Raw genomic sequence first — 22,149 nt, forward strand, 5'->3', positions numbered from 1 at the left:
TCTTTGCAAAAAAAAGAATGCAACTCTTTTCAAATATTCTTGGCGAAGGTCCGGAAGACCTCATTATCATGCATGGCCTTTTTGGGATGAGCGATAATTGGCAAAGCCTGGGTCGCAAGTGGTCGGAGCATTTTAGAGTGCATTTACTGGATATGCGCAATCATGGTCGCAGCCCTCATTCTGAGGAATTCTCCTATGATCTGATGAGCGATGATTTATTGGAATACCTCGACCAACATCAAATAGAGGAAGCCCATATCATTGGGCATAGCATGGGTGGCAAGGTAGCCATGTTATTTGCGGTTCTTCACCCGGATCGCTGCCGCTCCATGATTATTGCCGACATTGCCCCTAAAGCCTACCCTCCTCATCATATGGATGTTATCGATGCCTTGGAAGCACTGGACCTCTCTAAAATTAGCAGACGCAGCGAAGCCAATGAGCAGTTTGGCCCCAGTCTGGAACCGGGGGTACGTCAGTTTCTTTTAAAGAATCTCTATTGGGAAGAAAAGGACAGACTTAATTGGCGTTTCAACCTGAAGGTTTTAGCACGAGAAATAAAAAAGGTAGGAGAAAGCTTGCCTCCCAATGCCTATTATGATCGACCAGCCCTCTTTTTACGCGGTGGTGATTCCTGGTACATTAAGGATGAGGATATCGACGAAATTCAAAGTCACTACCCTCAGGCCGAATTGGTCACCATTCCCAATGCAGGGCACTGGTTACATGCCCAAGAACCTGAACTATTCTTCGAAGCCGTTAGCGACTTTTTAGGCGGGCAATAACTTTTCGTTCAGCTTAATTTCTTTTCCAAAGAAGAGCCGGGCTGTTTTACTAAAGGCCTTGGTTTTTTCGGATACAAAAAACTGAAGTTTGGGCTCTGTGCTTGCTTCCCGCAAAAGACCTTTTTCCTTTAGTAATACCTGAAGACCACGGGCCACCATTTCTGCTGAATTTATTACTTGCACTTCAGGACCCAAATATTTTTCAAATTCCTTCTGAAGCAAAGGATAATGCGTACAACCCAAAATTAGGTGACTGAGCTCCTTTAAAGCGGGATCGGCCAAATAATGAGCTAAAACCCCAGTACTCACTTCAGTTCCGGCAAAGCCTTCTTCCACTAATGGCGCTAATAAAGGTGTGGCCTTTTGCACAACTCTTAAATCGGTATCCAGCTTTTGCAATTGCTTACTATACACCTGCGAACGCACAGTTGCCCGGGTGGCTACTACCCCCACTTTACGGGCTTTTAAGCGAGCTACTTCTGCTACCACCGGCTCAACCACAGTGAGAATAGGCACATCCGGCCAATCCAGCTTGAGCTCTTTATAAGCCATGGCCGAGGCAGAGTTACAGGCAATAACAATGCATTTGCAATCACCCTCCACCAAAAAGCGACTAATTCGACGAGAATAATCGAGGATGGTACTCTTCGACTTATCACCATAAGGAGCATGTCGGGTATCCCCGAAATAAATGAAGGATTCGAATGGCAATAATTGGTGAATTGCCGAGGCAACGGTTAATCCACCTACCCCGGAATCAAAAATGCCTATGGGATTGTTTTTGGCCATAAAAAAACCCGCTGCGGATAACAGCGGGTACGAAGTTAAGCTATCTAAATGCTTTTATTGGATTCCCAATTTAGCTTTTACCAGTGGCATAATATCTTCACCACCCTCGGCGAATACTACCACGGCTTTACTCTCAGAACTATCTAAGATATAAGCGAATCCTTTTTCTCGGGCCACATCAGCAATAGCTTTAGAGGCTTTGTCAATTACAGGCTGCAGAAGCTCTACTTGCTTAGCTTGTAGTTCTTGCTGTGCACTTTGGCTGAACTGCTGAATACGACCTTGTAATTCTTGTAATTCTTTGGTCTTAATCTCACGAGTGGAGGTGGTCATCATTTGCTCATTGCGACGGAACTCCTCAATTTTCTTAGTGAGTTCGTTTTCCATCTCGGTAAGGTCCTTTTGCAGACGCTCACTGTACTGCTCTAACTGAGTTTGGGCAGCTTTAGTTTCAGGCATCAAAGCCAATAATTCGTCGGCATTAATATGGCCAATCTTTTGCTGAGCGAAAGCAGTGCTGCTCAATCCAAAAAATAAGGCGGCTAGTAAAATGATCTTCTTCATTGCTGAGTTTGTTTAATGGTCTTGTTTTGTTATTCGTCTTCTAAGTTTTCAATCACTTCATCGCTGATATCTACCTTTTCGCTTACATAAAGGGTTATCAGCTCACTCCCTTTATCAAACACTACGTCGAGGTTACGGCGTCTTGCCACTTCCTGCACAGCGTTGTATATCTTATCCTGAATTGGTTTGATTAGCTCCTGGCGTTTGCTGTAAATTTTGCCTTTTATACCAAAGTACAGTTGCTGCTTATTTTTCGCTTCTTCCTCCTTGGCTTTGATGGCGGCCTCTCTTTCGGCTTTCATCTCTTCGGTAAGAAGAACTTTCTCGGCTTCATAGGCCTTTCGCATAGCATCTGCTTCGCTGAGGAGGGCTTCAATTTCACTTTCCCAGGTACGACTAAGTTGATCCAATTGTTGTTGAGCTTTGGCGTATTCGGGAATCTGCGTAAGCACATACTCCGAATCAACAATGCCGAATCGCTGTGCGCTAATCTGAAATCCAAAAACCAGACCAAAAAGAAGAAGCCAAATTTTTCTATTCATAGTTGCCGTTCGCAAATCGCCTTTTCTCGCTCAAAATGAAAGCTTTTCCGAGAGCGGGCGAAAATAGCTTATTTAAAATTGTTGTCCAATTATAAAGTGCGTATTCCAACCGCTTGGAGCTGTGGCACCCGGAATAGGATCAAATCCATAACCGAAGTCTACGCCCAGTAATCCGAACATAGGCATAAAGATGCGCACTCCAAAGCCAGCGGAACGCTTGAGGTTAAACGGCTCATAGTTCTGAAAAGTATCGTAGTTATTACCAGCTTCCAAAAATCCTAAGGTGAATATCTGAGCACTGGGGTTTTCTGTAATTAAATAGCGTAATTCCAGGGTGAACTTATTGTACAATGCTCCCCCGATTTGAGAAACGGAAGTTGGTACAATTCGGTTGTTAGGATATCCGCGCAAGCCGATAATTTCACGTCCATCTAACACGAAGTTTTGCAGTCCATCACCTCCCACGAAGAATCGCTCAAAAGGAGGAAGCCCCACCTCAGAATTATAGGTTCCCAAGTAGCCAAATTCACCTGCGGCCTTAATTACCGTTTTCGGGAAGATCTCAGTAAACCAGGAGCTGTTCATTTTAATCTTATAATACTCTAACCACTCGTAGCGATCACTAGCATCGAGGGTGGAATAGTCTCTTCCATTGAGTAAGGATAATGGCAATGTAAACTCACCACTCAAATTAAAGAGATTACCCTTCCGGGGATAAATTGGGAAATCGACACTGTTTCTTCCCAAGGTGATTTTATAATTGATATTATTCACTCTTCCGTCTTCGAACCGAATGCCACCTAAGGGATAATCCCTTAAACGATAGCGCTGAAAGTCAATCGCCTGATACAAGGTAAAGTAGTCATCCGGCCATTTTAGACGGCGGCCCAAACCTACCGTTGCCCCAGTGATAGAAAGACCTTGGTAATCAGGATCATCACTTGGTAAACCAGTAAGGTTCTGAATATTGTGATACACCGATACGGTTAATGAGTTTGGTTTCTTACCCCCTAACCAAGGCTCTGTAAAGGAGGCACTATAGGATTGGAAGAAGAGACCATTACTCTGAGCACGGAGGTTAATCGTTTGTCCATCACCCGCTGGTAAAGGCTGCCAGGCCGATTTCTTAAACATATTGCGTGCCGAGAAATTGTTAAAGTTCAATCCCAAAGTACCTACAATACGACCAGCTCCCCAGCCACCTTGTAGTTCTAACTGAGAAGTAGACTGTTCGGCAACGATGTACTGAATATCAACTGTTCCGGTTTCCGCATTGGGCTTGGGCTCCACGTTCAATTTCTGTGGATCGAAGAAACCTAATTGCTGTAGTTCGCGCAAAGAACGCTGAATATCGCTACGACGGAAAAGCTCTCCGGGCTTGGTACGTAACTCTCGTAGAATAACATGATCATTGGTACGGTCGTTACCCACCACTGTTACTTTATTGATGGTAGCCTGACGACCCTCTTGAATACGAATCTCCAGGTCGATGGTATCATTTTGCACATTTACCTCAACCGGAACCATATTAAAGAAAAGGTATCCATTGTCGAGGTATAAGGAAGATACATCACCTCCTTGAGGATCTACGAACAAACGCTCATTGAGGAAGGAAGCATCGTATACATCGCCTTTCTGAATGGCCAAGACCTTTGAAAGCACTTCATCGGAATACTTTGAATTCCCCAACCAGCTAATATCCCCGAAATAATATTTGGGCCCTTCTTTAACATAGATATCAATATTGATGCGATCATCATCCACGGCATAAATACTGTCTTTGATAATCCGGGCATCTCTGAATCCTTCGGAATTGTATTTGGTAATGATCAGATCTTTATCGGCATCATAATCATCTTCAATAAGCTTAGAAGACTTAAAGATGTTCCAAATGCGACTGCGCACCGTCTCATCCATGGCCTTCCGCAATTTCTTATCGCTAATCTTCTCATTACCGATAAAATTGATGTTGCGAATTTTTACGCGCTCTCCCCGATCAACAATTATATCCAGGATCACCGAATTACTGCGGGTAGTATCGGCCTTTTTGCGCACTTCTACTTTTGTGTTCAGATATCCATCCTTCACGAAGAAGTCGCGGGCAATATTGCGGGTATTTACAATCAAGTTTTCGGTAACAATTAAGCCACTACTCAGATCCAATTCATCGCGAAGATTATCGCGTTTGGTTTTGGAAAGCCCCTTAATACCGTATTTGGAAAGCTTGGGTAATTCTTTTAATCGAATTTCTAAAAAGACCAACTTCCCTTTAACCTCGGTTACATAGATGCCAATATCATCGAAGAGCTTTTGACGCCATAGGTTTTCAATTGCCTTGGTGGTCGCATCACCCGGAAGGGTAATTTCTTGCCCCACCTGTAAGCCAGAGATTAAGGTAATAACTTGTTTATCGAGGTTGTCAGAACCGGTGATGCGTATACCGCCGATTTCGTATTTCACACCTGGTACTACCGTTACATCGCCGGTAATTTGACCGATAAGATTCCAAGGTTGCAAGAGCAGAGCCAATGCCGCCAGCCGCAAGAGCTTATGCATTATGATAATCCGATTTTAATTGCTCACTAATTTTTCCAAAACGCCTCTCTCTGTTCCGATAATCCAGAATAGCATTGTAGAGGTCCTCAGCCTGAAAGTCGGGCCATAATTTAGGACTGAAATACAATTCCGAATAGGCTATCTGCCAAAGCAGATAATTACTGATGCGGTACTCATTGCTGGTCCGTATCAATAAATCGGGGTCGGGCATAGCTGCTGTATAGAGTTTGGAGGCCAGAGCTTCTTCATTAATACTATCCGCGGTGCGGATTCCCTCTGCTACTTCCTGGGCCAATTCGCGTGCTGCCCGGCTTAGCTCTTCCCGACTGCCATAAGACAGGGCCAGGGTGAGGGTCATATGTTTATGATCTTTGGTAAGTTCGATCACTTCTTCTAATTCCTTGCGACAATTAGCCGGCAAAGATGTGGTATCGCCGATAGCCTGCAAACGAATTTTATTATCGTTAAGGGTTTTTAACTCCTTCTTAAGACTGCTTACCAGCAAAGTCATCAGAGCTTTCACCTCAGTTTTAGGTCGATTCCAATTTTCGCTACTAAAAGCGTAAACCGTTAAGTACTTAATATTAACCTCTGCAGATGCAGTGGCAATGCGACGTAAGGCGTCTACTCCGTTTTCATGCCCGAGGGCTCGTAAAAATCCGCGTTTCTTAGCCCAACGACCATTGCCATCCATAATAATGGCTATATGCTCAGGCAGGTTTTTTAACGCTTTAACTTGTTCTTTGAGCTCAGACATCCAGTTCCTTATTTACCAATGAAGTTTGCACATTTCTCGTACAGCTCACCAAATTTAAATTGCAGGGTAAGCCCGGTAAATATGTACCAATCGCGATTGGTGGGGTCCCCGCGTAAAATATTCTCTTTGTTGCTCTGACTTAAACTGCGATCGGCTAAGGTCGCAGATAATTCTGAAACTTCATTGGTTAAGACCACGGGATCGGCGTAATAGCCGCTCACATCATCCAGGTAATCGGTATAGGTATTTCGAAAGCTACTTTCAATAGCTATTGAGGTAAATCTTCCTAATCCCCATTTATAACCCAAACTAAATACAAAGTAGGAACTTGCAGTAGCATAGGGCGAACCCCGACCTAAGGATGTACCCTGACCCTCAGTACGCAAGGGCCTTAAGGCAATCCAATCACCATTGTAATTGGCCTCTGGGTTAAAGCTGAAAATGCCGAAGCCAGCATTGATATAAGGAGTATGATTAAGCTTGGTACCAGGTTCAAATTCGAAGAAATTAAACTCCGCTGCCACATAGGCTTCCCAAATCTCAGAGCGGAAATTTAAATTACGCTCCTTGCGCTCATCCAGGGTAGAATTCGCATCATCGGCGGCAATCATCCCATAATTCCCCTGGAAGCGTATTGACCAATAGCGATTGAAGTTATAACGAAACAAAATCCCTGCATGATAGCCACGCGGAACATCAATTCGATAGGGACCTACATCGCCCAAAAAATTGGAACCACCACCATTAATACCTGCCTCTAAATACTGTGCAGTACTGCATAGCGGCAGAATTAAAAGCAGTATGCTTTTGATTATGAAAGATTTATGCTTCATTTTTGGGAGCGCAAATATAAATAAATCAAGGGTATAGATAAGTTTTTAGTTTCTTTTATCCATTCCCCACATCAGCTTATTGCGCAAGGTCTTGGCAAAGGTGTGGTCGGCAGTTTCTACCAGAGCAATACTAAAATCCGCTTTTCGAATTTTCAGGGGCTCCCCATTGCGAATGGAATAGATCCTGGAATCCAGGGAAACCAAATTCCATTCCTCCCGACTGTGCACCTTCAACTCGATCTCACAGCTGTTCGGGATAACGAAAGGTCGGGCGGTGAGATTGTGTGGTGCAATTGGCGTTAGCACCAAAGTTTCGGAACCCGGCATCATAATTGGCCCATTGCAGGATAATGAATATCCTGTACTACCGGTTGGAGTGGCGATAATCAAGCCATCCGCCCAATAATTATTAAAGAACTCTCCATTAATGGAAACCTCAACGGTAACCATGGCGGTAGTGTCTTTTCGACTTACAGTAATCTCATTTAAAGCAAAAGGCAGATCCAAATCCAGGGCTTTGGATTCCATATGCAATAAGCGACGATGACTCAATTGATAATCCTTCCGGAAAAGGGCCTCCAGACTCTCTTCTATTTTCTGGCGATTTACATTGGATAAGAATCCCAATCGACCGGTATTAATCCCTAAAATCGGAATGCCGCTATCGCGAACTAAGGTGGCCGCATCGAGGATAGTGCCATCTCCACCAATGGTGATTAAGAAATCGGGAGCATACTCTTGTAAATCCTGACTGCTTCGAAATTCTTCAAATTCCAATCCTAAATCACAATGCTCCTTGATATAGGTATTTAAGCGGTGAAAGACCTTAAAGTCCACACCCGACTCGATCAATATCGAATGTAAGTTCTCGATATCATCCCGCGCTTCGGCCGTGATCTTTTTACCGTATACCGCTAATCTCATTAGATATTCAGGTATTTCATCAAACCTTCGTAGCGATCAGAAGCTGTATCATCAAATAAACTTTCATGATAAAGCTCCACTACCTCATATTGGTATCGCTCAAAAGCTTTTACGATGCGACTCAAATCCTGTTGATTGATTTTCAGGGCTACATTAATAAATTCATTCCCTTGAGAACGTAATTGCAGGCCTAAAATCAAGGCATCCTCGGACTCTACAATTTGCGCAATCTGAGAGATATGGTAATCCCGAATTGGCAAACGCAATACCACCACACCACCGCGCTCAGCATAAGAGACCTGGCGACCTAAATCCCACATTAATTCTTGTGGTGAGACATAACCGATATACTGACCTTGTTCATCAATTACAGGCAGGCAGGTTAAATTCCCCTCTCCAATCACTTGAATAGCCTCATAGAGATGGGTATCAGCCTGCACTTTATAAGGCTTAATCACCTTAAGATGCTTTTCCAAGGTATCCTGATCATTTTGGATATCCAGCAGATCATCTTCAGAGATCAGCCCTAAATAAATACCCTCATGCATTACCGGTAAATGGCTGCATTTCAACTCCTCCATAGCCAACATAATATCCGCTACTCGCTCCCCGGTACTCAGGGGTTTAAAATCATTCAGAATGTGATCTCTTACTCTCATATTCAAAGCAAACATAAGGCTTTATCTTTGCCAACCATGACAAAGCTTTCCGTTAACATTAATAAAATTGCAACCCTGCGCAATGCCCGGGGAGGCAATGTTCCAGATTTGATTCTGGCGGCTCAAAATTGTGAGCGTTTCGGCGCCCAGGGAATCACGGTTCACCCGCGTCCTGATGAACGCCATATACGTTATAATGACGTTCGTGAACTCACAAAAGTTGTCTCAACCGAATTTAATATCGAAGGATATCCCTCGGAAGATTTCATTGCTTTGGTTTTAGAAGCTGCTCCGGCTCAAGTCACTTTGGTTCCAGATCCACCCGGGGTACTAACCTCTAATGCTGGCTGGAATGCCATTGAAAACCAAGCCTTTTTAAAAAAGGTGATCCCTACTTTCAAAAACGCAGGGATACGAGTTTCGGTATTCATGGAATGTGATCCGGAACAAATAAAATCAGTAGCCCAAACCGGCACCGATCGCATTGAATTATACACGGAAGATTATGCCCGTGAGTACCCCAATAATCCAGAAGCAGCAGTTAAAGCTTATCGCGAAGCGGCCCTCCTGGCACATGAGCTGGGCTTGGGGATAAATGCCGGTCATGATTTGGACTTAAACAACCTTCGCTACTTCACAAAAGAAGTCCCTCATTTAGCCGAGGTATCTATTGGTCATGCTTTAATTTCGGATGCACTGTACCTCGGTTTAGAAAACACTATTCAGCGCTACCTGCGGGAAATTGAAATGGCCCAATGATTCGTCCGGCGTCACTCCAAAAAGGTGATCGAATTCGCATCGTAGCACCAGCCCGAAAAATTAGTCGGGAAGAATTACAGCCTGCCTTGGACCAAATAGCAGCCTGGGGCTATGAGGCTTTCTTCACGGAAAATCTATTTGCTGAGGAACATCAATTTGCGGGTAGTGATGCCATTCGAATCGCCGACTTTCAAGCGGCCTTAGATGATCCTGATTGCCGCGCCATTCTGTGTGCTCGGGGCGGATATGGATCCGTGCGCTTAATTGATCAGCTCAATTTTGAAGCCTTTGAGGAGAGTCCTAAATGGCTGGTAGGATACAGCGATATCACCGTTTTTCACAGCGCCCTACACAATCTGGGCTATGCCAGCTTGCATGCGTCGATGCCCATTAATTTCAAAGGAAATAGTGAGGCGGCATTAGTAAGTATGCAAAAGGCTTTAGCTGGAGAAAACTATTCCATTAGCGCTCCATTGCATGCTTTTAATAAAGTAGGCACAGTAAAGGCGCCCGTTTGTGGTGGTAATCTCAGTATGCTTTACAGTCTATTAGGCTCAAAGGAAAGTTTAGATACCGGTGGTAAAATCCTCTTTTTGGAAGACCTGGACGAATACCTCTATCATATCGATCGCATGCTTTTTAATCTTCGTCGAAATGGCTATTTGGACAATTTAGCGGGAATTATAATTGGCGGCATGAGCGATATGAATGATAACAGCATTCCCTTTGGTGAAAGCGCCGAGGAAATAATACATCGTCATTTTAAGGATTTGAATATCCCTATTGCCTTTGGAGTGCCCGCCGGACATTTAAGCGATAATCAAGCGTTTATCTTTGGATTAGAAATTGAGCTATCGGTAGCTTCGCAGGAAACCTTAATACGTTTTCCGCATGCATCCGAATCAAAAACTGGGGCAGAGTAGCGAAACTGCTGCCGCGCGCTATCTACTCTCCCATAATTACCAATTACTGGAACAAAATTGGCGCTTCCGCCGCAAGGAAGTAGACCTTATTGCGATAGATAAGGAGTGCTTAGTAATAATCGAAGTAAAAGCACGCAGCTCCAATCGCTTTGGGGAGGCCTGGGAATTCGTAAACCAGCAAAAGCAAAAATTCCTGATTAGTGCCGCTAATCAATATGTAGAGCAAATCAACTGGCAGGGAATGACTCGCTTCGATATCATTGGCATTTGCCTTAATCCCTATGGCTTACGACATATTGAAGATGCTTTTTACCCCGGCCTTTAAAGTCTTGATTTTCAGTAAAAGATATTTTGCCGCGTGTTGAATTAAATGTACTTTTGCCGGCCGAAAATAAGCCTGAAGCGTTCCCGGTGTGAACCGGCAGTGGCGATAAGGGCTGTGCAAAATTTAAACGCATGAGCCGAAACAATTCTCGCAGGGACCAATCCCGTTCCCGCAACTCAAATTCCAATTCCAGAGGACCTAAATCTTCGAATGGTAATTCCCGTCCATCCGGTCGCAAACCTTTTAAGCGTAAGGAGCAGGACAACGACAGTAAGTACGTTACTAAAACCAAAGCTAATGTAGCGGGTGGCGACAATAATGTTCGCTTAAACCGTTTCTTAGCGAATGCCGGAATCTGCTCTCGTCGCGAAGCCGATGATTTGATTGCCGCTGGTTTGGTAGAGGTAAATGGCAAGGTTATTCAAGAAATGGGCTATAAAGTAGCGCCTCGCGATAAGGTGCGCTTTAATGGCAGCGAAATTCGCCGCGAAGCCAAAGTTTATTATGTTCTGAATAAACCCAAAGGATTTATCACCACCACCAATGATCCTAAGGCCCGTAAAACGGTGATGGATTTAATGGCCCAAACCGGTCCGGAGCGGATCTACCCCGTAGGTCGTTTGGATCGTCAAACTACCGGTGTTTTGCTTTTCACCAATGATGGTGATTTCGCCAAACGTCTTACCCATCCATCACATGGGGCCCGGAAAGTGTATGATGTTACCCTTGATAAAAATCTGGATTTAAAAGATTTTCACGCCATTGCCGAAGGCCTGGAACTCAATGACGGTCCGATTAAAGTGGATGATATCGCCTTTGTAGAAGGTAAGGATCGCAACCACGTGGGAGTGGTTCTACACAGTGGTCGTAATCGCATTGTACGTCGCATTTTCGAACACTTAGGCTATACCGTAACCAAGCTCGACCGTACTGTATTTGCAGGTATCACCAAGAAGAACCTGCGCAGAGGCCAATGGCGCAAATTGAACCCTAAAGAGGTTAACACCTTGATGATGCATTAATAAAGATGCATCTTTGACGTTCTGCTTTAGACATAGAAGTATATGTTGAAACGGATCCTCAGAATATTTGCCTGGATAACAGGAATTTTCCTGCTCATCTTTGGATTAACATTTGCCCTACTCTATTTCCGTCAGGATCAAATCCGGGAATTGGTATTTGCCAGCCTCAATGAAAACCTGGAAACCGAAATTCAGGTAAAAGAGGCCGGTATTTCCCTGCGTAAATTTCCCAAAGCCGCAATTCGCCTGCAAGCTGTGCACACGGCTGGCAGTCGCGATTTAAGTGACACCCTGTTTTATGCCGGAGATCTCTTTGTGGAGTTTCGGATCTGGGACATGTTCGACTCTGAGATTCCGATCAGTAGTATTAGCCTGGAAAATGGCCAGCTTAATCTGGTTAAAAACGGAGCGCTCAATAACTGGTCGATCTTTAAAGAAGGCTCTGGTGACTCCCAAGCGGCTGTAAAGTTGGAGTCCATTAAGCTTAAGAATATTCGCTATCACTATCAGGATGAAGAATTATCGCTGAGAGGATTTATTAGCGACCTATTAGCCGCGGGTCGTTTTGGTGGATCGGATTGGAATCTGGATTTCCAAATACAGTCGCAGGCCGAAAGCTTTAAATCCGGAAAGGAGCACTATTTGCAAAATCCTATAATAGTAGATGGCGCCTTCAGCCTTAAAGGCAGTGAAGAGTTTGAATTAGTTGCCCAGCAACTGCAATTGGCCACGATTGATAATCTTCAGGCCAGCTTTAATACCGGGTCTCCTTCCCTTTTTAAATTGGAACACCAGGCTTTGGATTTGCAGCAAATTAAAAACATCTATGCCGTTCTAAATTTAGAATGGCCAGAGAACCTGGATCTGCAAGGAAAAGCTGCTATTAAAGCCCAGTTCATTATCCGTGAAAATACAGATCTACGCACAGAGCTATTCACACAAGTGGAAGATCTTACCATTAAGAGTGGAGAATTCCATTTTAAGGATTTGGAAGCTCAATTGGAGTATTATCGCCAGGGTGCCTTTGATCGCTTAGAGATTCGCGATTTAAAAAGCCATTCGGATCAAGTGCAAATTCGAGGCACCATTCGCCAATTGCTCAAACCACAACTTAACTTAAACATCAATATTGATGAAGATCAGGATTTCTGGGCAGGCTTACTTCCGGAAGAATGGCAAATGAAATCCGGTCACTGCAAAGTTGATCTGAATATTGATGGCAGCTTCCCCGACTGGCAGTCATTGGGAGGTATAGCCCTGGCCAGAGCTAAAATCGACGGCTCCATGGATTGGGAAAATTTGGAAATGGAAATCGGCGATAATTTCGCCTTCGAATCCAAATTAGGCAGAGGTAGCTTCCTGAAACAAAATCTACAGATCGATACCCTCCTTATTAAACACGGCAACAGCGATCTAAGTTTAAAAGGGCGCTTAATCCGACCCCTGCGATTTATCAGTGACAGCTTGAGTACGCTGGGAGCGGAAGCTTCTATTGTCTCCCAATATTTTGATTTGCAAGATTTCCTTTCCGAAGGCAATAGCTCAGAGGATGATAGTTTGAGCTTGGATTGGAAGAAACGCCTGGACCTTCGTACCCGAGTTCAGTTGCATGAGTTCAAATTCCGAAATTTTAATGCCAAGGAATTAAAAGGACAGGTATTTATCAATCGTCGGGCGATTAGCGGTGAAGGCATTTCGCTTTTAGCGGATGAAGGACGCTACCAGGGAAAATTTGTGCTGCGCACCCCGGAAGATTCCAGCTTCCACTTTCAAGCCGAGCTAAAGGCAAGCAATGTTTTAGTGGCCTCGGTATTTAAAAGCTTCGACAATTTTAGTCAGGAGACCATTACCGCCGATAATCTGGAAGGTCGCTTAAGCTTGGAGGCCAAAATCGAAGCACCAATTAGCCCGGATTTACAACTAGACCCCAATGGTTTGGAAGTGCTTAGTGAGATGCAAATTGATCAAGGGCATCTCCGAAATTATGAGCCCCTGCAAGCGCTCTCTCGTTTTGCGGAAGTAGATGAACTGAAAGACGTAAGCTTTAATACCCTTAAGAACACCATTACCATCGCCAATGGTGAGATTCGAATTCCGGATATGGCCATTGCCAGCAATGTCTTGAACTTGAATTTAAGTGGCACCCATAATTTCGAGAATGAAATTGAGTACATCATTACCATGCGATTGGGCGATGTGCTTTTTGCAAAGCGCGATAAGACTTCTGGCAACAAAGAATTTGAAGAGCATTTATCCGTTTCTAAGCGCGATGACGATCACCGAATTCCCATTCGGATCGGTGGCACGGTAGACGATCCTCAAATCGGAATTGACGGCGAAGCCATGGGCAGCTCAGTAAAGGAAAGCTTGAGGAAACAGGGTGAGGAGATCAAAGGACTCTTCAAGAAAAAAGAAGAGAAAAAGGAGAAGGACACCGGCCTTAAGTTTGAATGGGATGAAGGTTAATGAATTATTAAATATAGTACACCTTATTAACAACTAACCATTCCAGCCTCCTACTCATACTGTAACTTTATTTTTCAATGATTTTTAAATCCACATACCACGCAATTTCCCCGTCAATTTAACATTTAAAAAATTGGTATTAATTGGTTAAAATATAAATTTACAAAAATTTTAACCATGAAATCAGTTTACGTTTTTTGCATATTAATGCTATTACTTAGCAATGTTAACGCTCAAGTATCCCTTCCATCAAATCAATCCTCAAACAACACTGGTAACCTTGGGCTCAATCAAGATTTCCCAACTGCAAGATTGCACATTAGTGATGATCCAGAACAGCTGAACTGCAAAGCCGCAATTTTAATTGAATCCAACTTAGGCTCTGAAGCAAGTTCTGGAGAAGGTCCATCTGCACCAGGAACGGAAAGCTCGGGAGACGAAGGAACCTGCACGACTCCCTTTGTATTTAGAAATAACACGACTTCCAGTGGACTTACCGAAACCAATTTTAACATTAGCCCAAACGGACGAACAACTATTGGTTCGATTTTCAATTTGACTGGCACCTCGAGCACACAGCTATCCATTGAAAGCAACTTGGGCATTTATGACCCTAACTTCGGCAGAATTAAATTAGAAACATCAAATAACACTAACACTTCAAGTAAGCCAAGTTTGGTCTGGGAAAACAATGAATTAACTCCCTTCAGTTTTTCCTATCAACAAAGTTCAACTATTCTTAATCCTATTTTAAGCTTAAGTCCAGAAAATAAAGTTGGCATCAACAATGAAAACCCACAGGCAGCTCTACACATTATCAGTAACTTAGAATCGCCAAATGAAGGGGATGCAGATCAGATACAAGGGCTATTAATAGAGAACAATGGTTATCGAAATCATGATTTTGCACTTGAAATCCGGACCGGACAAAGACCTGCTGGAGCAGCTATGAATAACGGACGTGTATTCACTGTTTCAAATGCTGGTACGGTCCACATAGGTCCAAGTTTAAACTGGACCATTCCATACAATCCAGACGGAATGTTTAGACTTTACGTTCAAGATGGAATAAGAACAGAAAGAGTGCGGATTGACATTGCTTCAGAAAATGATTGGGCAGATTATGTCTTCGCCCCTGATTACGAACTTCAAAGCTCTGAAGAGCTTGAGGCCTTCATAAAAGAACATAAGCATTTACCTGGGGTACCAAGCGCTCAAGAAGTCGTTGAACAAGGAGTAGATCTAGGAGAAATGAACAAGATTCTCCTTGAGAAAATTGAAGAATTAACTTTGAGAGTATTGGAACTTGAAAAACAAGTGAAAAATGAAGGCTAGAAACGTTCTAATCCTGTTAATAATTCTAGGCTTAACCAATCGAATCTCCTCCCAAGAGCTTCTTCGAAATCCAAGCTTTGAGAATAGAACTAGCTCCCCTACGTATGCTGCCCAATTTGATAAAGCAAACGATTGGACATCAAGAACACAAAGTGATCCAACTCAAGGGGATAAGACAACACATTCACCCGACCTCTATACTTTAAACAGCCACACCCATGTCATCAATAACTCAAACACTATTGTAAATGCCACTGATGGGATTTCGTATGTTGGCGCGTTTGATTTCGAGTTATTCCAACAAAAAATGTCTCAAAAGCCTCTAGCTGGCCAACTATATATGGGTTCATTCGACTTCCTAATATCCGATAACGGACCTGGCGGTTCTGTTGGCAATCAGGGATCGTCTATAAATATCTACTTAGCAAGAGACGAAGTAAAATATGAAAAAGAGGGTGATTGGCTAGAAAGAAGAGACTGCACTGAGGAGTACCGGGCTAAAAAACATCCTATATTGGCTAATCAGGAAATTCATTTAATTGCATCATTCAACCTTGATGATTATTCAGAATTTGATTGGCATAATGTCCAATACTCCTTTTCAGTTGAACACAGTGAATTTGAATATTTCGTTGTTGAGGTTGGCCGAAATGTAGATCTCTCCAATTATGGTGGGATAAACTGCTCCTTTCGCTATGTGCTATTTGACAACTTCAAACTCGCAGATTTTTGCACCCATCCATGCACTCCAAGTTTAAGTGATCAAAAATTAATATATTTTTCAGACACAGAAGTTGAACATAACTTGCAGGAGAAAGTCATAGATGATTATTTAAGTATTGGAACAATTCAAGGTCAATCGAAATGCTGGTTATTCGCTGTAGAAAACGCACAATATGTAAAACTCACCATAAGATCAGAATGGGCAGGCAATGAATACATTAAGGAGTTTATGGACCCCATGGGACTACATAACGTCTCAAATAACCCTGACCCCAATCGAAAAGCATTCATCTTAACATGGGAAGGAGAATGGAATGGCGGCACTTCGGCCATTCTAAATGAGACCTACACATATGAGCTTGAAATACGAAGTTGCACCGAACATCATTTCTTTATAGGAGCAATTAATTACATAGGTTTCAGTAGCACTTCAAGTGATGCCTATGCATCAAATTGCATTGACAAAAGGTATTACTCACCTCCAATACCCTTCGACTATCATTGTTGCGACCCTGGTAATTTGAACATAACTAACACCAACCAATACAATGCATTATCAGACATAACTACTCAGGAATTAACTGTTACTTTTCACGGATCTAACCTCTGGAATGGGAGCTCTGAGAAAACAATTTATAGCGGCGAAGCGATTGAACTCAAACCTTCTGTAGACTTAAAACCAACCGAAGGATCCTTTATTGAATTACGCATTTACGAGGAGTGTCGACTACAAGAAGAAGAACTGAGTAAAAATGGAACTATTTCTAATTTTTCCATTTCATCCTCAGAGCAACTTGACACCACACAATTCTCATTAAGCCCAAACCCTGTCGCAAGCGGCACCCCACTTAAGGTTCTCTCAAGTGAACAGAATGTAGTGGAAATAAAAATCTATTCCATCAATGGTAAATTATTGTACAATGGTCAAATTAACCCCGGAGAAAACCACGTTTCATTACAATACTCTGGTATGGCTCTAGTTCGAGTTAACGGAATATTCAATGAATTAATTTTATTCCAATAATTATAATTGTCAATCAACGTTTCTAGGTAAAGCATTTATCAACCAGCAGAAAATGAGTTAAAAGCACTTACAAACAACCTCTATTAGAAATGAGTAAAATCTTATTATCAATTGTAGCTATTTTAACTCCATACTCATTCTTTGCTCAACAGACAACTTTTGATTATGAAATTGGGGCTGGATTTTCAATATTTCAAAATTCACGTTTAAGCAATCCAATAATGCTTGGCCCAAGCATCTTCGCAAGCATCTGGACACCTGTTAATGGGAAACTAAATTTAGGAGCTGAGATTAGTTCTAATCTGTCTTACGGCAAAAACTCATATGAAGAATCCACGGAGATCGACCCACCTCCTTTTAACAGCAACAAAGCGATAATTAGAAGTAATGAAAACACCCTATCACTTAAAATCTCCTACGAAATTCATTCAAAACTTCAGGCAACTATAAACTTAGATATAGCGAACTACAATCCTACAAGTTTTAAATACTATCTTAATGAGGTTTTTATAGCTGAATCATATCAGTCACAAATAAACTACCTCCAGAAAATTGATTTAGGCCTAAAATTTAGGGTTAGACAATTTAATCTCTCTTTCTCCGGATCAATAAGAACCCGAGATAGTAATTTATGGCGAACAGGGTATCTTGGCGCCCAACTAAGGTTATCATACCATTTTTTGAGCCTTCCATAACTCCATACTTGAGTTTAACTTATTATTGAAATTGTCAAATCCTGCTTAGCAGCAAATTTGAATATTACGAATTTGTAAATAATCCGACTTGATTTTACAATGACAAAGGTTTTCCTTCGCCACCTCGTTTTCTTAAACCTCATTTTCACCTCTCCTATATTGAGCCAGGAGAAACTCACTGAATTTAGCGTAGAATATGGGGAAACAAGCAATTACGACCTTAGACCTTCAATTAAAGCCAATCAGAATAATCAAATTCATTTTAGCACCTTAAATTTTAATTGGAGTAAACATAAAAGACTCACAAAACACTCGCCATTTTACCGTGGTTTTAACCTTAGCACATTTTATAAACATTATCAAAATTCACGAATCGAATTTTCACATTTAGACTATTTGAGTTTCCGCTATGGGTATATAACTAAAACTCCCACATATACTAGCATTCTTACAGAAATGCAACAGGTCAATCTTAGCACTGGATTCGGAGTTTATTACGGGAAATTAAGTCCTTTCATCCCCACTAAAAAACACTCCTTTCACGGTGGTTTAAGCTTTAGTTTATCCACCCCAATCTACCTTAGGCAAAGCTTTAAGCACATAAATGAAAGTAACTTCCAATATAATTTAAGTAATCTTAACTACTTAAATTATATCGACCTACAATTGAAGGCTAGCTTTAGATACCTCTATAAAATTAACCCCAAAAACTACCTGGGTCTTCTCCTGAGCACTACAGGAATCTTATCAAATTTGAATCAGGCCAGCTACCTTGGCACCTTCTCCATTGGAATAAGTTATATCTATCTCTAAGCTAGAGATTTCAATGAGATCCTTAAAAGCCCACAAAACGCTATTTATCAAACCCTTAAGCCTCTCATCGCCCATTTTTTAGAAAGTCTTTTGGGAGGTTATTAATCCCATCCGCACAAGGTAAGATTCCCTTAACATTCGCAAGAATAGCTTTTGTAACTTCGCGCCCCAATCGGTAGGTATGTTTAGAAGCTATATCGGTCTCATTCTTTGCAGTTTAGCTCTGCAGGCCCAGGCCCAAACAGAAACTATTAAAGTGGTTTCGTACAATTTAATGTATTACAAAACGGGTTCAGCACCCTGTAACCATAGTCGTACCGCCGCTCAGCGAGATGCTGATTTACAAACCATCGTTTCTTACCTCGCCCCCGATGTTATGGTGGTGAATGAACTGGGTAATAACCCTGTGAATCCACTGGTAATGCTTAGCGACATTTTTAATGTAAATGGCATAAGCTATTACGATCGTGCCGGCAGCAGCAATAACAGCTCTAGTGGATTGGTAAACATGCTTTTCTACAATAAGGAAAAGTTGGTTTTAGCCTCACAGAGTTCAATCAATCTCGACATCAATCAAAGTCCATTGGTTCGGGTAATTGACTTCTACCGTCTTTATGTAAAAGATGCCGGATTAGGAACGGCTGGTGTGGATACCGTTTTCTTCACTATTGGAGTGGCCCACTTAAAAGCCGGAAACAGCAGTACCGATGCCGCTGAGCGTGCCCGCGCTACCGCCGCGGTAATGGACTATATCGACCAAAATATACCGGATGACAATGTGCTTTTTGCCGGCGACTTAAATGTATACAGCGCCAATCAAGCCGCTTTCCAAAACCTGATTAATTACACTGCGAATCCTGCCATTAGCTTTAATGATCCCGAAAATCAATTAGGCAGTTGGAACAACAATAGCAATTTTGCCGCTTATCATACCCAAAGTACCCATGCCAGCAGCAGTGGCTGTTTTAGTGGTGGGGGAATGGATGATCGTTTTGACTTCATCCTCATTTCAGATGCTATCGAAAATAATAGCGATGGCTTAGATTTTATCGACTACCGTGCGGTGGGTCAAGATGGAAGCAGCTGCTGCGGAGGAAGCTTAAGCACCAACAATAATGTTTCTGTAAACACTACTGTAGCTTCGGCTCTTTACAATTTCAGTGATCACTTACCCGTGGAACTGGAACTCGAAGCCACCGTTTCCGGTATCGGCTTAAGCCCAATTGAAAAGGCCCGTAAAGCCTGGACTTTCTCCAATCCTATTGAAAATCAATTAGTGATTAACTTTAGTGGTCTGATGGCTAAAAAGTCGGTTCAGGTAAAAGTTTTGAGCATTAACGGACAAATGATCGGCAGCTGGAACAGCGAAGCACAAGCCCGCTTAAGTATCGATTGCAGCGTCTGGCAGAATGGTATTTATTTAATCCAGGTTTCAGATGGCGCTGAGATTCTGGAAACCCGCAAAGTGATTAAACGATGAAGCAGATTCTTCGTATCGGAACTCTATTCAGTCTGATTTTTTCAGGCTACAGCCTGATGGCCCAGAGCTATCAGGAAAAAACCACCAATGCCAGTAATGTGCGTTTAAACGTAACTAATCTGGGTACTTTCGGAAATGCCTTCCGGGGTTACCGCGATGGAACGGGCAATCCTAGCGCTGAGTATCCAGCAGGTTCGGGTGTGGAACACCTTTTTGAAGGCGGTATCTGGATTGGTGGAAAAGAAAACGGCGGTCAGATTGTAGTATCGACCTCCGCTTATGATGCCCCACAAGGCTATGCTCCCGGTCGTGGTGGATTCGAATTTCACGTAGACACTTCTATTACTGGGAATGCCCGAAACTTGCAAGAGCGCAGTAGCCTCTTTGATAGCCGCTATTTCGATCCCTTCGCAATTTCCCATCAAGATTATATAGCCACTTTCAGCGATAAAAGCATTGTGGTGCCCGGAACTCAAATTCCCATTAACGACCATACCCGCCCTATGGGTGTGCGTGTGGAAATGGAAACCTATAACTGGAATTACAATTTCACCGACTTTATGGTGATCGTAAATCTGCGTTTCTATAACGATGGGCAAAACACCTATGATGATGTATACACCGCGCTGTGGAATAATACCGTAGTGCGCAATGTAAACATCACTCCCGCCGGTGCTGGTGGCTCCGCATTTTACAATCGCGGTGGTAATGGATTTATGGACAGCCTCCACCTGGCTTATTGCTTTGATGCCGATGGAGATCCCGGTTTTACCGAAAGTTATGTAGGGCAGAAATTCTTAGGAGCGACAGATAAAGAAGGTTTCCACCACCCAGACCTCGACTCCAATTACAATCCTATTAATGGAGCTTGGGAATTAGATCAGTTCCTGGTAAACTACAATGCCTGGGCTTTCAATGACTTTAGTGCTGATTTCGCCTTCCCAACCACGGAAAACGATCGCTACCAAAAAATGACCCAGGGCTTAAACCAAAGTCCTTGTTGGAATAATCCCAATGATCCTGGCTGTAATGGTCGGAATTTCCAGGCCGAATTAAACGCCTCCGGTAACCGTTCGGATTTATTGGCGGCTGGCCCTTTTAGCAGCTTTGCCCCCGGTGATGTGATTGAAGTATCCTTCGCTTATGTATTCGCGAAGAAAAACGAAGATGGCAATCCCAATACCGACAATAATGAGGTGCAGCGCGCCAATTTAATCACCAATGCAGGTTGGGCGCAACAAGCCTTTAATGGAGAAGATCAAAACTTTAATGGCCTTTTAGATCCAGGTGAAGACAATGATGGCGATGGTGAAATTACTCGTTTCATTTTACCCTCTCCTCCCAATATCCCTTATACCCGTGTAGAACCAGGCGATGGTCAAATTGAAATCTACTGGTCGGATAATGCCGAGCGCAGTATCGACCCTATTTCCAATCGCGAAGACTTTGAAGGCTATCGTTTATACCTATCCAAATTAGGCTTTGATGTTACGGGTGTTCCGGATTTAGCACGGGACTTCAGCCTAATTGCTCAATACGATAAGGCCGGAAACAACCTTTTCAATGAAACCGGATTTGGCAGTATCAAATTGGATCAACCTTATTATTTCGAAGACGACACTACGGCTTATCACTATCGCTATGTGATTGACAATATTCCTAATGGCTGGCAGTATGCCACGGCAGTTACGGCCTTTGATGAAGGTAACCCTGAGGGAAATCTCGAATCTCTGGAAAGTTCTTTCCTGGCCAATAACAACCGGGCTTTCGCTGGAACTGGCCCCAATGAAGATATGGGAGCTGATGCACCTTTCGTATATCCCAATCCTTATTACTATGGCGCAGCATGGGAAGGAAAATCCAACTTCCAGGAAGAAAGTCGTAAGATCATCTTCGCCAATTTACCGGCCCGCTGTGTAATCCGAATTTATACCACGGGAGGTGACTTTATTGATGAGATCCGTCACGACGAAGATTACGATGGTAGTGATACCCGCTGGTTCCGCACCTTTGGCGCCGAAGATGCCGGCGAAAACCGCTTCAGTGGAGGTGAACATGCCTGGGACCTGCTTTCCATCGAAAGTCAGATCATCAGTCGTGGCCTTTATATGTACTCTGTAGAAGATTTAGATAGTGGTGAAAAGTTCACCGGAAAATTTGTGATAATTAAGTAAA

20 protein-coding genes are annotated in these 22,149 nt (G+C 42.9%); 12 read left to right on the forward strand and 8 right to left on the reverse strand.

Features of this window, described 5'->3' with window-relative positions; translation table 11 throughout:
• Positions 1–17 precede the first annotated feature (17 nt).
• Positions 18–785, forward strand: a complete 768-nt coding sequence (locus tag ACO05P_RS10210) for an alpha/beta fold hydrolase (RefSeq protein WP_421750595.1) — start codon at positions 18–20, stop codon at positions 783–785.
• Here ACO05P_RS10210 and murI read toward each other — a convergent pair.
• The 8 genes from murI to ACO05P_RS10250 all read right to left on the reverse strand — a co-directional run bounded on the left by murI (position 771) and on the right by ACO05P_RS10250 (position 8,409).
• Positions 771–1,574: a glutamate racemase gene (murI, locus tag ACO05P_RS10215; RefSeq protein ID WP_421750597.1), complete on the reverse strand. Its 804-nt coding sequence runs from the start codon at positions 1,572–1,574 to the stop codon at positions 771–773. The genes ACO05P_RS10210 and murI overlap by 15 nt on opposite strands.
• Before the next feature lie 54 nt (positions 1,575–1,628).
• The gene (locus ACO05P_RS10220; RefSeq protein ID WP_421750599.1) at positions 1,629–2,138 is read right to left on the reverse strand and encodes an OmpH family outer membrane protein; all 510 of its coding nucleotides are present in this window, start codon (positions 2,136–2,138) and stop codon (positions 1,629–1,631) included.
• A 29-nt stretch (positions 2,139–2,167) separates the two neighbouring features.
• Positions 2,168–2,680, reverse strand: coding sequence for an OmpH family outer membrane protein (locus ACO05P_RS10225; RefSeq protein ID WP_421750600.1), 513 nt, complete (start codon positions 2,678–2,680; stop codon positions 2,168–2,170).
• A 72-nt stretch (positions 2,681–2,752) separates the two neighbouring features.
• Entirely contained in the window at positions 2,753–5,236 is a 2,484-nt protein-coding gene (gene bamA, locus ACO05P_RS10230; RefSeq protein WP_421750601.1) for an outer membrane protein assembly factor BamA, read from the reverse strand.
• Positions 5,229–5,993 (reverse strand): isoprenyl transferase, encoded by a 765-nt coding sequence (locus ACO05P_RS10235; RefSeq protein ID WP_421750603.1) that lies wholly within the window; start codon positions 5,991–5,993, stop codon positions 5,229–5,231. Before ACO05P_RS10235 ends, bamA begins: the two co-directional genes overlap by 8 nt.
• Positions 5,994–6,001: 8 nt before the next feature.
• Positions 6,002–6,826: a DUF6089 family protein gene (locus ACO05P_RS10240; protein WP_421750604.1), complete on the reverse strand. Its 825-nt coding sequence runs from the start codon at positions 6,824–6,826 to the stop codon at positions 6,002–6,004.
• Between the two features lie 45 nt (positions 6,827–6,871).
• Positions 6,872–7,750, reverse strand: coding sequence for an NAD kinase (locus tag ACO05P_RS10245; RefSeq protein ID WP_421750605.1), 879 nt, complete (start codon positions 7,748–7,750; stop codon positions 6,872–6,874).
• Positions 7,750–8,409: a CBS domain-containing protein gene (locus ACO05P_RS10250; RefSeq protein WP_421750606.1), complete on the reverse strand. Its 660-nt coding sequence runs from the start codon at positions 8,407–8,409 to the stop codon at positions 7,750–7,752. Before ACO05P_RS10250 ends, ACO05P_RS10245 begins: the two co-directional genes overlap by 1 nt.
• A 36-nt stretch (positions 8,410–8,445) precedes the next feature.
• Between ACO05P_RS10250 and ACO05P_RS10255 the strand changes: the two genes are divergently transcribed.
• The 11 genes from ACO05P_RS10255 (at position 8,446) to ACO05P_RS10305 (ending at position 22,148) form a co-directional block, all read left to right on the forward strand.
• Positions 8,446–9,168 (forward strand): pyridoxine 5'-phosphate synthase, encoded by a 723-nt coding sequence (locus ACO05P_RS10255; protein ID WP_421750607.1) that lies wholly within the window; start codon positions 8,446–8,448, stop codon positions 9,166–9,168.
• Positions 9,165–10,091, forward strand: a complete 927-nt coding sequence (locus ACO05P_RS10260) for a S66 peptidase family protein (protein ID WP_421750609.1) — start codon at positions 9,165–9,167, stop codon at positions 10,089–10,091. Before ACO05P_RS10255 ends, ACO05P_RS10260 begins: the two co-directional genes overlap by 4 nt.
• On the forward strand, positions 10,060–10,416 hold the full coding sequence (locus ACO05P_RS10265) for a YraN family protein (RefSeq protein WP_421750610.1): 357 nt from the start codon (positions 10,060–10,062) through the stop codon (positions 10,414–10,416). Before ACO05P_RS10260 ends, ACO05P_RS10265 begins: the two co-directional genes overlap by 32 nt.
• A 131-nt stretch (positions 10,417–10,547) precedes the next feature.
• Positions 10,548–11,438, forward strand: coding sequence for a pseudouridine synthase (locus ACO05P_RS10270; RefSeq protein WP_421750612.1), 891 nt, complete (start codon positions 10,548–10,550; stop codon positions 11,436–11,438).
• Positions 11,439–11,480: 42 nt separating this feature from the next.
• Complete coding sequence (locus ACO05P_RS10275) at positions 11,481–13,904, forward strand: AsmA-like C-terminal region-containing protein (RefSeq protein ID WP_421750613.1); 2,424 nt, start codon at positions 11,481–11,483, stop codon at positions 13,902–13,904.
• A gap of 177 nt (positions 13,905–14,081) precedes the next feature.
• Positions 14,082–15,239: a hypothetical protein gene (locus ACO05P_RS10280; RefSeq protein ID WP_421750614.1), complete on the forward strand. Its 1,158-nt coding sequence runs from the start codon at positions 14,082–14,084 to the stop codon at positions 15,237–15,239.
• Positions 15,229–16,986, forward strand: coding sequence for a hypothetical protein (locus ACO05P_RS10285; RefSeq protein WP_421750616.1), 1,758 nt, complete (start codon positions 15,229–15,231; stop codon positions 16,984–16,986). Before ACO05P_RS10280 ends, ACO05P_RS10285 begins: the two co-directional genes overlap by 11 nt.
• 89 nt (positions 16,987–17,075) lie before the next feature.
• Complete coding sequence (locus tag ACO05P_RS10290) at positions 17,076–17,681, forward strand: hypothetical protein (protein ID WP_421750617.1); 606 nt, start codon at positions 17,076–17,078, stop codon at positions 17,679–17,681.
• A 456-nt stretch (positions 17,682–18,137) separates the two neighbouring features.
• Positions 18,138–18,494, forward strand: coding sequence for a hypothetical protein (locus ACO05P_RS10295; RefSeq protein WP_421750618.1), 357 nt, complete (start codon positions 18,138–18,140; stop codon positions 18,492–18,494).
• Between the two features lie 181 nt (positions 18,495–18,675).
• Positions 18,676–19,974, forward strand: a complete 1,299-nt coding sequence (locus tag ACO05P_RS10300; protein ID WP_421750619.1) for a T9SS type A sorting domain-containing protein — start codon at positions 18,676–18,678, stop codon at positions 19,972–19,974.
• Positions 19,971–22,148 carry a hypothetical protein gene (locus tag ACO05P_RS10305; protein WP_421750620.1) on the forward strand — a complete coding sequence of 726 codons (2,178 nt, stop codon included), beginning with the start codon at positions 19,971–19,973 and terminating at the stop codon, positions 22,146–22,148. Before ACO05P_RS10300 ends, ACO05P_RS10305 begins: the two co-directional genes overlap by 4 nt.
• The last annotated feature ends 1 nt before the right edge of the window (position 22,149 follow it).

This window comes from Croceimicrobium sp. (assembly GCF_965228705.1).
Classification (GTDB): domain Bacteria; phylum Bacteroidota; class Bacteroidia; order Flavobacteriales; family Schleiferiaceae; genus Croceimicrobium.